This is a genomic window from Agrobacterium sp. 16-2014-1-2a, from assembly GCF_053522705.1.
The window spans coordinates 76,753-89,938 of sequence record NZ_JBNWBX010000003.1; the positions used below are offsets into that span (position 1 = coordinate 76,753).

Below are 13,186 nucleotides of genomic sequence, written 5' to 3' on the forward strand. Positions count from 1 at the left end.
GCATTCCCAGGGGTGGAAGAAAAATCCGGAGGCATGAATTGGTTTGGCAAAGCCACGGCATTCACGTGTCGCGACCTCCGAATAGATCCGGGGTCCAGCGCGATCACGTCATTGATCGTAAAAGACTATTCACCGTGCAGGAGCGCAGTGGCTGGATGCCAGATCAAGTCCGGCATGATGAAGAAATGAACTAACGCGCTACTGAATCTTATCCAGCATCTTGTAATAAAGCCCCACCAAGGGAAGAAACCAGGGCTTGCCGAAATGGCCAGGCACCGCCGGCCAGTCCATCCCCTTCAGCGGGTTGTTGTCCGGGCGGCCCAGAATGGCGTCAGCCATGATCATGCCCAGATGGGTGGAAAGCTGGGCGCCGTGGCCGGAATAGCCCATGGCGTACCAGACGCCATCATGGAAACCGGCGCGGGGATAACGGTCCTTGGTCATATCAACCAGTCCGCCCCAGCAATAATCGATAGGCACATGCGCAAGCTGCGGGAATATGCGGTGCAGGCTATCCATCAGGATCGCGCCACTTTTGGCATCCGAACGCTGGTCCGATGTCGTGGAAAAGCGCGCGCGGCCGCCGAAGATCAACCGGTTGTCCGGTGCAAGGCGGAAATAATTGCCGATATTCATGGTGTTGACGTAGGTGCGGTTACCCGGGACGGACGCCTTGATCTCGGCATCCGTCAACGGCCGCGTGGCGATGATGAAACTGCCGACCGCGATGATGCGGCGGCGGAAATAGCCGAAACCGGAGGGCGTGTAGGCGCCGGTTGCCACCAGAACATTATCGGCAGTGACCTTGCCGCGCGTCGTTTCCAGCGTGTGTGTCTTGCCGTTCTGAGAATGTTTCGTCACCGCCGCATTTTCGAAGATGACCGCACCATGGCGGCTGGCGGCCTGCGCAAGGCCGGCCACATAGCGGCCCATATGCATCATGGCGCTCTTCTTGGACAGCATGGCGCCATAAAAGGGAGAGCCGATTTCCGCCTTGAGATCGTCAACCGACAGAAGCGCCGTGTCGGGATCCACCTCGGCATGAACAGCCTCGAAATTCTTCGCCAGACTTTCGAAATGCTGCGGTTTCGAAGCCATTTTCAGCTTGCCGGCGCGGCGGAAATTACAGTCGATCCCTTCCACGGCGATCAGGCTTTCCAGCGTGTCGATCGAGGCATCCAGCGCCTTGTAGAGCGCGATGGCGCGCTCCTTGCCGAGTTCCGCCTTGGCGGAGAGGTAGGAGTGGGCCAGCCCGTTGTTGAGGTGGCCGCCATTGCGCCCGGAAGCACCCCAGCCGACGCGCTGTCCTTCAAGAACAACCACGCGCGCGCCCGCTTTTGCCAGCTGGCGCGCAGCACCCAGACCCGTGAAGCCGCCACCAATGACGGCCACATCGTAATGGCCTTCGACAGGACCTTGCGCCGCCCCCGCAAACAGGGGCGCCGTGTCGTGCCAATAGGAGACGAGCTTCATGATCCGGTCCTTCCTTACAGTCCAACGACGCCCGCGAGACCGGAAATATCGGAGATCTCCGTATAACCGTAATAGGGGTTTGCCGGTTCGTGGCCGCGGTTGACCCAGACCTTGTTCTTGATGCCGAGATCGTGCGCGGACATCAGGTCGTAGCGGAAGGAGGACGACACGTGCAGAATATCTTCCGGGCCGCAGCCGAGCATGTCGAACAAATATTCGAAAGCCTTGAAATGCGGCTTGTAGGCCTGCGCCTGTTCGGCGGTATAGACAGCATGGAACGGCGCGCCAAGCTTTGCCACATTCGACATGATCTGCGAATTCATGGCGTTAGACAGAATGACCAGCGGAATTTCCTTGGCAACCTTCGCCAGACCGGCCGGAACGTCCGCATGCGGACCCCATGTCGGAACGCGCTCATACACCATTACCGCATCTTCGTCCTTGAAGGCCACACCGTTGCGCTTGCAGGTGCGCGACAGGGCGTTATGGACAACTTCGGCGTAAGGCTTCCAGTCATGCATGACCTCGTCCAGGCGATAGGCAGAGAAGTCCTTGATGAATTGCTGCATCTCGGCCTCGCCCAGACGATCACCATAGAGATCGCGGGCAGCTTCTGCCATCTGGAAATGAATCAGCGTACCGTGGCAATCGAAAGTGATGTATTTCGGGCGGAAGATGGTCATGTCGTCGTCGTCCTTGCTTGGGGATGGGTGGTGGCTGCAATAACAAGATCATAGAGGCCTTTGCCCGGTCGACGCACTGCAATTGCTATTCGCGAAAGCAGATTGTTGCGTATGCGGCCGCCAGTTTGGCAGAGAGTTGCGTGCGACAAAACCGGAAGCCGCCGCCCACCCCCGTTCTGCGGATGGAAGCAGATGATGTGCGGCATAAGATGCGGCGGCGGGTAAAAGCAACAGTGAAACATATCGAACCTTGCCATTCGTCGGGACAATGTTCTTTTGCCGCCGGTCTATCAATGAACATGAAGAATAAAACGGAGTTGGGCCATGCAAGCCAGCCTCATCGATATCCAGAAATTTGAGCCGCAACACCTCGATGCCGCCGTCGAGCTTTCCCGCCAGGCCGGTTGGCCACACCGCCGGGAAGACTGGGCGCTCGTCCTTTCACTGAGCAAGGGTTTCGTCGCTATCGAAAACGGTCGCGTCGTCGGAACCGCAATGGCCACGCTTCTCGGAGACACCTGCGCCACCGTCAACATGGTGATCGTGGACGAGGCCATGCGCGGCCGTGGTCTCGGACGCAAGCTGATGCAGGCGGTCGTCGATGCTGCGGAAAATCGCGAGTGCCGTCTGACCGCCACCGCTGAAGGCCTCCCCCTATATGAGAAGATGGGGTTCGTCGCATGCGGCGAGGTGCGTCAGCACCAGGGAATTCCTACGGCCGCCGATAAGCCCGATAACGTGGCATGGGCAGAAACGATTGTACCGGCCGAGCTTGCCGCACTCGACGCGCAGGCATTCGGTGCGGATCGTACGGCACTCTTTACCGAGCTTGCGGATAGGGCACGGTTTGCGGTGGTTCAACAGCATGGCGCCATCATGGGCTTTGCAGGCCTTCGCGCCTTTGGCCGTGGTGAAGTCATCGGCCCGATTGTCGCGGAAACTGCTGAAATCGCAAAGGATTTGATTGCCTTCGTCGTTTCCGAGCGCCCCGGCGCATTCCTGCGCGTAGACACCACCACCGAGACGGGCCTCGGTCCCTGGCTTGCCGAATACGGTCTTGCCCATGTCGGTGGCGGCATCGCCATGCGCCGGCCGAAGGCGGAAACCTCTGCCGACAAAAAACTGAAAACATTCGCGTTGACCAGCCAGGCGCTGGGCTGAATCCGGAGAGACCCATGTTAAGCAATTCACTGATCGAGCTCGACCGCGCCCATCTGGTGCACCCTGTCTCTTCCTTCCGCGGCCATGAAAAGCTTGGCGTTCGCGTGCTGAAATCGGCAAAGGGTGCCACGATTACCGACATGACCGGCCACCAGCTGATCGACGGTTTTGCCGGCCTCTGGTGCGTCAATGCAGGCTATGGCCATGACAGCATCGTGGAAGCGGCGGCAAAGCAGATGCGTGAACTGCCCTATGCCACTGCCTATTTCGACATTGGCAGCGAACCCGCCATTCGCCTGGCCTCCGAACTCGCCGACCGCGCGCCCGGCGAACTCAACCACGTCTATTTCACGCTTGGCGGATCCGACGCGGTGGACAGCACCATCCGCTTCATCCGCTATTACTGGCACGCCAAAGGCCAGCCGCAGCGCGACCAGTTCATTTCCATCGAACAGGGTTATCACGGCTCCACCACCGCCGGTTCAGGCCTGACTGCGCTGCCTGCCTTCCATGCAGGTTTCGGCGTGCCTTACGACTGGCAGCACAAAATTCCGTCTCACTATGCCTATCGCAATCCGGTCGGCAGCGACCCCGCCGCCATCATCGCCTCTTCCCTGCAAATCCTGAAGGACAAGATCGAGGCTATCCGCCCGGAGCGGGTCGCCGCCTTTTATGCAGAGCCCATTCAGGGCTCCGGTGGCGTTCTGGTGCCGCCGCCTGGCTGGATCAAGGCCATGCGAGAACTCTGCCGTTCCTACGGCATTCTCTTCGTTGCCGACGAAGTTATTACCGGCTTCGGCCGCACGGGACCACTGTTTGCCTGTGCCGACGAAGATATCGTGCCGGACTTCATCACGGCCGCCAAGGGTCTGACTTCGGGCTATGTGCCGATGGGCGCCGTCTTCATGGCCGACCATGTTTATGATACAATAGCCGACTTCGCTGGCGATGCCGCGGTCGGGCACGGTTATACCTATTCCGCCCATCCCGTCAGTGCCGCCGTTGGTCTCGAAGTGCTGAAACTTTACGAGGGCGGGCTGCTGGAAAACGGCCGGCGCGCCGGTCAGCGGCTGATGGCCGGGCTGGAAGGATTGAGAAGCCATCCGCTGGTTGGCGATGTGCGCGGCCGGGGTATGCTCGCCGCTATCGAACTCGTGACCGACAAAGAGAAGAAAACTCCGCTGCCGGCTGCAGCGGCCCCTGCACGCAAGGTTTTTGACCGCGCCTGGGAAAACGGCCTCATCGTGCGCGCCTTCGCCAACGGCATCCTCGGCTACGCGCCGCCGCTGTGTTGCACCGATGACGAGATCGACGCCATTATAGAGCGGACGCGGAAAACCCTCGACCAGACGCTCGAGGACCCGGCAGTGCGGGCCGCCATGGCCTGAGGCGAACAGTGGATGGCGTTGCGGCACCTTCTCGAAATGTCGCAACGCCGCACATATTCGCAATATTCTGCCGAAGACCCGATCCTTTTCGGAGAATCCGGCGCGCTGGAACTGCCAAACTATCAACAGAAAAAGCACTAAACGCCATAAAAAAGGGCGTTAGCAAGAATGGGAACGGGGCAAGGATCCCGTCCGGGAACAGAATAAAATGCCGCAGCCTTCCCAATGGCTCTGCGCGGCAAAGCGGAGACCGACATTGCCCAAGAAACTGAGCGACTTCAAATATATGAGCTTCGACGTGGTGGGAACTCTCATCGATTTCGAAGGTGGCTTGAAATCGACCCTGATCCAGATCGGCGCTGAAAACGGCGTTGAGGTCGACGGTGAAAAGGCGCTCGGCCTTTACCGCGCGGCGCGTTACTCCGACGCCACCGATCTGTTTCCGGACGATCTCGTCCGCGTCTACCTGATCATCGCTCCGGAACTCGGTTTGCCGGCGGAGCGCGCTCTGGGTGAGCGCCTGCGCGACGCGGCAAAAAACTGGAAAGGCTTTGAAGACAGTCGCGCCGCGATGGCCGAGCTTGCAAAGACGCATCGTCTCATTGCCATGACCAACGCCCAGCGCTGGGCCTTCGAGTATTTCTCGAAGGAACTCGGTAGTCCCTTTTACGCCGCTTTCACAGCGGATGATACCGGCACGGAAAAGCCGGATCCCGCATTCTTCGAGAAGGTTTTCGCCTTCGTTGAAAGCGAAGGCGCATCGAAGGACGACATTCTGCACGTTGCGCAGAGCCAGTACCACGATATCGGCATTTCACGGAAACTCGGGATGACCAATTGCTGGATAGAGCGCCGCCACGCCCAGAAGGGATATGGCGGCACCATCGAGCCGGAGAACTTTACCGAACCGGACTACCACTTCACCTCGATGGCCGGCCTTGCCGAGGCCACGAGACACTCGGGCCGCTGAAGCGCCTGCGGCATGACGCGCACTCGGGCGTGGATGCCGAAAATTACTGCAGATGCCATTTCAACAAATCATACAAAAGGGGAAGACCATGAGTGACAGGATTACAAATTGGACCCGCTCTGACGATGCCGCCGTTGAACAGGCTATCCGTCGCGGCGCGACGCGGCGAGAGCTGCTTCACATGATGCTGGCCGGCGGCGTAGCACTTTCCGCCGGTTCGGCCATTCTCGGCCGCGCCTCGCAGGCTCTGGCGGCCACTCCCGTTTCCGGCGGCACGCTGAAGGCGGCCGGATGGTCCTCCTCCACGGCCGACACGCTCGACCCCGCAAAAGCCTCGCTTTCGACGGATTACGTTCGTTGCTGCGCGCTCTATAACCGGCTGAGCTTCCTCGATGTTTCCGGCACGCCCCAGATGGAGCTGGCCGAATCCATCGAAACGAAGGACGCCAAGACCTGGACCGTGAAGCTGCGTTCCGGCGTCACCTTCCATGACGGCAAGGCACTGACCGCCGATGACGTGGTCTATTCGCTGAAGCGTCACCTTGACCCGGCCGTCGGTTCGAAGGTCGCCAAGATCGCCGCCCAGATGACCGGCTTCAAGGCGATCGACAAGAGCACCGTCGAGATCACGCTGGCAAACGCGAATGCAGACCTGCCGGCCATCCTGGCATTGCATCACTTCATGATCGTTGCCGATGGCGCGACCGATTTCTCCAAGGGGAACGGCACCGGTGCCTTCAAGCTGGAGAAATTCGAACCCGGCGTCCGCTCGATCATGTCGAAAAACACCAATTACTGGAAACAGGGTGGTCCGCACGTCGATAGCTTCGAATTTTTCGCGATTGCCGAAGACAATGCCCGCGTTAACGCCCTCATTTCGGGCGATATCCACCTCGCAGCGGCTATCAATCCGCGTTCGCTGCGCCTGCTCGACAAGCAGGAAGGCATCGTTCTGTCAAAGGGAACGTCCGGCAACTACACCAACCTCAATATGCGGCTGGACCAGACGCCCGGCAACAATGCCGATTTCATCGCCGGCATGAAGTCGATCGTCAACCGCGAGCAGATCGTGAAGGCGGCTTTGCGTGGCCTCGGCGAAGTCGGTAACGACCAGCCCGTGCCGCCAATGAGTCCCTACCACAATCCGGACCTCAAGCCGAAGGCCTTCGATCCTGATAAGGCGAAGTTCCACTTTGAAAAAGCGGGTCTTATCGGTCAGTCCATCCCGGTCATCACCTCAGATGCTGCAAATTCTGCCGTGGACATGGCGATGATCATCCAGGCGTCGGCCGCAGAAATCGGTGTAAAGCTGGATGTGCAGCGCGTTCCCTCGGACGGTTACTGGAGCAATTACTGGCTCAAGGCGCCTATTCACTTCGGCAACATCAACCCGCGCCCGACCCCGGATATTCTGTTCTCGCTGCTTTACGCCTCCGACGCGCCGTGGAACGAAAGCCAGTACAAGTCGCCGAAGTTCGACAAGATGATGCTCGAAGCACGCGGCATGCTGGACATGGACAAGCGCAAGCAGATCTACTTCGAAATGGAAAAGATGATCGCCGACGAAGCCGGCACCATCATTCCCGCCTATATCACCAATGTCGACGCCATCACCTCCAAGCTGAAGGGTCTGGAAGCCAATCCGCTCGGCGGCATGATGGGTTACGCGTTTGCTGAATACGTCTGGCTCGAAGCCTGATAGACCAAGGGGCCGGGCGCCGACGCGCCCGGCAACCTTTCCGCCGGTGCGGGAAGCCTCCACAGCTGGAGCGACACTTTGAAAAACAAGCGGTTTTCGCCTGATATCTCGCTCCAGCCATATAATTTGGATCATGACGATTTCAGGTCGATCGGGCCTGAAATCATCATGATCCAGGCAGGTCGCAGGAGCATGTAAATGAACAGCCGGATACTCTCCCTTATCGCCAGGCGGCTGGTCGTCATGCTGACGACGCTGCTTATCGTATCGTTTATCGTCTTTTCCGCCACCAGCCTGCTGCCCGGCGACACGGCAACGATCCTTCTTGGCCAGTCGGCAACGCCGGAGGCCGTGGCCGGTCTGCGCACCGCCATGCATCTCGACGACCCGGCCCTTCTGCGTTTTGTCCGCTGGCTTTTTGGCCTGCTGCACGGCGAACTTGGCACGTCCTACGCCAACAATATGGCGATCGCCGACCTCATAGGCCCACGTTTCGTCAACTCCATGAAGCTTGCCGGCATCACCACTGTTATCGCCGTGCCGCTGGCCCTGACGCTCGGCATCAGCTCCGCCATGCTGCGTGGAACGCTTTATGATCGCGCCGTCACCATCCTGACCATCGGTGTCATTTCCGTGCCGGAATTCATGATCGCGACGCTCGCGGTTCTGCTGTTCGCCGTATATCTGAAGTGGCTGCCAGCCCTGTCGCTGGTCAGCGAGGTGCATACCGTGTTCGATGTGCTGCGGGTTTACGCCATGCCGGTCATCACGCTCACCTTCGTCGTGTCGGCACAGATGATCCGCATGAGCCGCGCCGCCGTCATCGAGACGCTCGATACGCCTTATGTGGAAATGGCGCTCCTGAAGGGCGCACCGCGCATGCGCATCGTCCTGCGCCACGCACTTCCCAATGCGCTTGGCCCCATCGTCAATGCGGTTGCTTTGTCGCTTTCCTATCTCGTCGGCGGCGTCATCATCGTTGAGACTATCTTCAATTATCCAGGCATCGCCAAGCTGATGGTTGATGGCGTCGCGACCCGTGATCTGCCACTGATCCAGAGCTGCGCAATGATTTTCTGCGTCGGTTATCTCCTCCTCATCACAACCGCCGATATCATCGCCATCATGTCCAATCCGAGGCTGCGCTGATGACCGACAATATCAAAACAACTTCGGGGACCTCGCGTTTGGGTTACAAAATCAACGTCGTCGGCGTTTTCGGCTTTCTCGTCATTTTTCTCTGGGCCATGGTTGCGATCTTTGCGCCCTATCTCATCCCGCATCCCGTCGGTGAAATCGTCGATCTCGATTATTTCGGTCCGATGACCTCCGATCTCTGGCTCGGCTCCGACTATCTCGGCCGCGACGTGTTTTCCCGCATTCTCATGGGCGCGCGTTTCACGGTCGGCATCTCGCTTGCCGCCGTAACGATCGCCTGCGTGTCGGGCGTCGTTCTCGGCATGAGCGCTGCCGTGGTCGGCGGCTGGTTCGATGCGGCACTCAGCCGTTTTCTCGATGCGGTGAACTCCATTCCAAGCAAGCTTTTCGGACTTGTGGTTGTCGCTGCCGTTGGCTCCTCCATTCCTGTGCTGATCGTCACCCTGTCGGTTATCTATACGCCCGGCGCCTATCGCTTTGCCCGGGCGCTCGCCGTCAATGTCAACACCATGGATTTCGTCACCGTGGCCCGCGTGCGCGGCGAGAGCCTCTTGCACCTTATCAGCTCCGAAATCCTGCCCAACATCATCCGTCCCGTGCTGGCCGATCTCGGCGTGCGCTTTGTGTTCATCGTGCTGCTTCTGTCGGGCCTTTCCTTTCTCGGTCTTGGCCTGCAGCCGCCGAATGCAGACTGGGGTGCGCTGGTGCGTGAAAACATCGGCGGCCTGCCCTTTGCCGCGCCAGCCGTGATCTTTCCGTCGTTGGCGATTGCCAGCCTGACGATCAGCGTCAATCTGCTGATCGACAATCTGCCGCAGAAAATCCGCGACAGGAGCGAATAATGACAAATCTTGTTGAAATCCGTGGACTTAAAGTCGAGGCGACTACCGATTCCGGCCGCCGCATCCAAATCATCAGGGGTGTAGACATCGATATCGCCGATGGCGAGATTGTCGCATTGATCGGCGAAAGCGGCTCCGGCAAGACGACCATTGCACTGACATTGATGGGATATGCCCGTCCAGGCTGCCGTATTTCCGGCGGCAGCGTCACGGTGGCAGGCCGCGACATGGTACAGCTTTCCGAAATGGAACGGGCGAAGATCCGCGGTACGAAAATCTCCTACGTCCCTCAAAGCGCCGCAGCCGCCTTCAATCCGGCGCAAAAGATTATCGACCAGGTCATAGAGGTCACCCGCATCCACGATCTGATGCCGCCGCAGGAGGCGCGCCAAAGAGCGGTGGAACTGTTCAAGGCATTGTCGCTGCCCAATCCCGAAACCATCGGCGACCGTTATCCGCACCAGGTTTCCGGCGGCCAGCTTCAGCGTCTCTCCGCCGCCATGGCGCTGATCGGCAACCCGGACCTGGTCATTTTCGACGAACCGACCACAGCACTCGACGTGACGACACAGATCGAGGTTCTCCGCGCTTTCAAATCAGCGATGCGCAAGGGCGGTATCGGCGGCGTTTATGTTTCGCACGATCTCGCAGTCGTCGCCCAGATTGCCGATCGGATCGTGGTGCTGAAAGGCGGCGAGATACAGGAAACCGGCACGACCACGGATATTCTCGAGAATGCACAGCATCCTTATACGCGGGAGTTGCTCACCGCGTTTAACGACAAGGTACGCACCGTAGCGCCGCTAAAACAAAGTGACGCGAAGCCGCTGCTGGATATCGAGAAGCTGATCGCCGGATATGGAACGAAAGGCGAAGACCATATGCCGCTGGTGCGTGCGGTCGATTCCGTCAGCCTTGCAGTCTATCCCGGACGCAATCTCGGCATCATCGGCGAATCCGGTTGCGGAAAATCGACGCTGGCGCGCGCCATTGCCGGCATTCTGCCCGCCGCCAGCGGTCATGTCATCTTCGAAGGTCGGCAGTTGGACGCCGATGCCCGCCAACGCACCAGCGATCAATTGCGCCGCATGCAGATCGTCTTCCAATATGCCGATACGGCGCTCAACCCGGCCAAATCCATCGAGGATATTCTCGGCCGGCCGCTGACCTTTTATCACGGCATGAGAGGCAAGGCGCGCGACGCCCGGATCGACCAGTTGCTGGATATGGTGAAGCTGCCGCGCTCGGTTCGCCACCGCCATCCTTCCGGCCTATCGGGCGGACAGAAGCAACGCGTCAACTTCGCCCGCGCGCTCGCAGCAGAACCGTCGCTCATCATTTGCGATGAAATTACCTCGGCGCTTGATACGGTCGTCGCAGCCGCGATCATCGACCTGCTCGGCGAACTCCAGCGAGAGCTGAACCTCTCCTACATCTTCATCAGCCACGATCTCTCTGTGGTGGAAACCATCTGCGACGAAATCGTCGTGATGTATGGCGGGCAGAAAGTGGAGCATCTGGCAACGGAAGCGATCAAGTCGCCGACCCATCCCTATTCGAAGCTCCTGTTCTCCTCGGTACCGAAGCTCGACCCGAAATGGCTCGACAATCTTCAGCAGGATGCAGAGTTGGTGCGGGCATTTTCCAAGAGGTGACAACATCAGTTTCGTCATCCTCGGGCTCGTCCCCAGGATGACGTTGAGTATGAAGCGACGCGTCTCGACATTCTGGCGCCCCTGCAAAGGGACGTCTTCCACCTCAAAGCGGAAACAGGCTGGTCAGCGGCATATGCGATTTGATGATCGGAGATTTCAGCACAACGAAGCTGAAATATTTGTCGATACCGACATCCATGTCCGTCAGCCGCTCCATGATCGACTGATATTCGACGATGCCGGAGGTGACGAATTTCAGGAGGTAATCGTAACCGCCTGAAACGAGGTGGCATTCTACCACCTGATCGATCTTTTCTATAACGCCGAGAAAACGGGCGAAGTCGATCTGGCGGTGGTTCTTGAGCGTGATCTCGGTGAATACCGTCAGCGTCTGGCCGAGCTTGTTGATGTTGATCTGTGCCGAATAACCTTCGATATAGCCCTCGGCCTGAAGCTTCTTGACGCGCATCAGGCAGGGGCTTGGCGAGAGATTGACAAGCTCCGCCAGCTCGACATTGGTGATGCGACCATTTTTCTGGAGTTCGTAAAGGATCTTGATGTCGATCCGGTCAAGTTTCATCACGTGCGGAACCCCTTTTATATTTTTTCGTGCACGCGGCATAAAATTCTGACGCGGCCATGGAAATCTTATCACATGAGCGTGCCCTGTCGACGCGGGGATGTTTTTTTCATCCAGCATAAAGAGTTGCAGACATGGCTACGAACAGCAGGAGATTCCGGCAATCGGCGCAGTCTGGCAGCGTTTACCCGGCGACCACGGTAAATTAGGACGAATACAAGGAGCCCCACCATGCCTGCGCCGCTGCAACAGATCACGACATCACCGGAACTGCCGAAATCGGCGGACGCCGTCATTATTGGCGGCGGTATCGTCGGCGTGTTCGCAGCCTATTACCTCGCCCGGCGTGGCCTGAAAGTGGCTCTTGTCGAAAAAGGTCTTGTTGGCGCGGAGCAATCCAGCCGCAACTGGGGTTGGTGCCGGCAGCAGAACCGAGACGCCCGCGAATTGCCGATTTCAACGCAGAGCCTGACGCTCTGGGAACGGTTTGCCGCAGAAAGCGGCGAAGACACCGGTTTCCGCCGCTGCGGATTGTTCTACCTGAGCGACAACGAAGCTGAAATTGCCGGCTGGGCGCGCTGGCGCGACTTTGCCATCACCGCAGGCGTGACGACGCATATGTTGAGCGCGGATGAGGCGAGCAACCGCGGACGCGCGACTGGGAAACGCTGGAAAGGTGGCGTCTTTTCGCCAACGGACGGCACCGCCGATCCCTCGATGGCGGCGCCGGCCGTCGCGCGTGCCCTCATGAAACTGGGCGGAACGGTGCACCAGAATTGCGCCGCGCGCGGTCTGGAAACGGAAGGTGGTCGCGTTAGCGCCGTCGTTACCGAAAAAGGCACGATCCGCACCAAAACCGCCATCATGTCCGGCGGCGCCTGGGCCTCGTCCTTCTGCCGCCAGCTCGGAATTCGTTTTCCGCAAGCCGCTGTCCGCTCCTCAATCCTGTCCGTCACAGCAGGTGCGGAAGGACTGCCGGATGCGCTGCATACAAAAGCCGTTTCTGTAACACGCCGGAGCAACGGTGGTTACACGCTCGCCATCAGCGGCCTCGGTCGCATCGACCCGACCGCGCAGCAAATGCGGTTTGCACGCGAATTCGTTCCGATGTTCCTCAAGCGCTGGCGCAGCCTGCGACCGGGTGGATTGGAAGGGATTCGCGGTGGGCACGAAACGCTGAAACACTGGCGGCTCGATGCGCCGACGCCGATGGAGCGGGTTCGTATTCTCGATCCGAAACCGAATGCCGCCGCCATCCGTGAGACCCACAAAAGGGCGCTGGAACTTCTGCCTGCACTCCGCAAAACCCAGATATCCGCTGCCTGGGCCGGCTTCATCGACAGCACGTCGGATGGTGTGCCCGCCATCGGCGAGACCAGCGAATTGCCCGGCTTCATCCTCGCCGCCGGTTTCAGCGGCCACGGTTTCGGCATCGGCCCCGGCGCTGGCCACCTGATCGCCGATATCGTGACGGGTTCAACCCCGATCGTTGACCCGGCCCCGTATCATCCCAGCCGTTTCCTTGACTCGTCATGGGGCAAGGTCGCGGATTTCTGATTGTTCTGCGCAGGCCAACA

At 59.2% G+C, this 13,186-nt stretch carries 11 protein-coding genes; 8 read left to right on the top strand and 3 right to left on the bottom strand.

What is annotated here, in order from left to right:
• Nucleotides 1–198: 198 nt before the first annotated feature.
• Nucleotides 199–1,473: an NAD(P)/FAD-dependent oxidoreductase gene (locus tag ACQZ45_RS11980; RefSeq protein ID WP_065687791.1), complete on the bottom strand. Its 1,275-nt coding sequence runs from the start codon at nucleotides 1,471–1,473 to the stop codon at nucleotides 199–201.
• Between the two features lie 14 nt (nucleotides 1,474–1,487).
• Nucleotides 1,488–2,156 carry a haloacid dehalogenase type II gene (locus ACQZ45_RS11985; RefSeq protein WP_003511068.1) on the bottom strand — a complete coding sequence of 223 codons (669 nt, stop codon included), beginning with the start codon at nucleotides 2,154–2,156 and terminating at the stop codon, nucleotides 1,488–1,490.
• A gap of 324 nt (nucleotides 2,157–2,480) precedes the next feature.
• Between ACQZ45_RS11985 and ACQZ45_RS11990 the strand changes: the two genes are divergently transcribed.
• The 7 genes from ACQZ45_RS11990 to ACQZ45_RS12020 all read left to right on the top strand — a co-directional run bounded on the left by ACQZ45_RS11990 (nucleotide 2,481) and on the right by ACQZ45_RS12020 (nucleotide 11,029).
• Complete coding sequence (locus ACQZ45_RS11990) at nucleotides 2,481–3,317, top strand: GNAT family N-acetyltransferase (protein ID WP_065687792.1); 837 nt, start codon at nucleotides 2,481–2,483, stop codon at nucleotides 3,315–3,317.
• Between the two features lie 14 nt (nucleotides 3,318–3,331).
• On the top strand, nucleotides 3,332–4,705 hold the full coding sequence (locus ACQZ45_RS11995) for an aminotransferase class III-fold pyridoxal phosphate-dependent enzyme (RefSeq protein WP_448742257.1): 1,374 nt from the start codon (nucleotides 3,332–3,334) through the stop codon (nucleotides 4,703–4,705).
• Nucleotides 4,706–4,961: 256 nt separating this feature from the next.
• The gene (locus ACQZ45_RS12000; protein ID WP_065687793.1) at nucleotides 4,962–5,675 is read left to right on the top strand and encodes an HAD-IA family hydrolase; all 714 of its coding nucleotides are present in this window, start codon (nucleotides 4,962–4,964) and stop codon (nucleotides 5,673–5,675) included.
• Between the two features lie 88 nt (nucleotides 5,676–5,763).
• Nucleotides 5,764–7,374, top strand: coding sequence for an ABC transporter substrate-binding protein (locus ACQZ45_RS12005; protein WP_013761652.1), 1,611 nt, complete (start codon nucleotides 5,764–5,766; stop codon nucleotides 7,372–7,374).
• Between the two features lie 198 nt (nucleotides 7,375–7,572).
• Nucleotides 7,573–8,523: an ABC transporter permease gene (locus tag ACQZ45_RS12010; RefSeq protein WP_003511075.1), complete on the top strand. Its 951-nt coding sequence runs from the start codon at nucleotides 7,573–7,575 to the stop codon at nucleotides 8,521–8,523.
• Nucleotides 8,523–9,374 carry an ABC transporter permease gene (locus ACQZ45_RS12015; protein ID WP_013761653.1) on the top strand — a complete coding sequence of 284 codons (852 nt, stop codon included), beginning with the start codon at nucleotides 8,523–8,525 and terminating at the stop codon, nucleotides 9,372–9,374. Before ACQZ45_RS12010 ends, ACQZ45_RS12015 begins: the two co-directional genes overlap by 1 nt.
• Nucleotides 9,374–11,029 (top strand): ABC transporter ATP-binding protein, encoded by a 1,656-nt coding sequence (locus ACQZ45_RS12020; RefSeq protein WP_065659592.1) that lies wholly within the window; start codon nucleotides 9,374–9,376, stop codon nucleotides 11,027–11,029. Before ACQZ45_RS12015 ends, ACQZ45_RS12020 begins: the two co-directional genes overlap by 1 nt.
• A 103-nt stretch (nucleotides 11,030–11,132) precedes the next feature.
• Here ACQZ45_RS12020 and ACQZ45_RS12025 read toward each other — a convergent pair whose 3' ends face one another.
• The gene (locus ACQZ45_RS12025; protein WP_013761655.1) at nucleotides 11,133–11,609 is read right to left on the bottom strand and encodes an Lrp/AsnC family transcriptional regulator; all 477 of its coding nucleotides are present in this window, start codon (nucleotides 11,607–11,609) and stop codon (nucleotides 11,133–11,135) included.
• A gap of 231 nt (nucleotides 11,610–11,840) precedes the next feature.
• On the opposite strand from ACQZ45_RS12025, the gene ACQZ45_RS12030 reads away from it, so the two are divergent.
• Nucleotides 11,841–13,166: an NAD(P)/FAD-dependent oxidoreductase gene (locus tag ACQZ45_RS12030; protein ID WP_448742258.1), complete on the top strand. Its 1,326-nt coding sequence runs from the start codon at nucleotides 11,841–11,843 to the stop codon at nucleotides 13,164–13,166.
• Nucleotides 13,167–13,186: the final 20 nt, after the last annotated feature.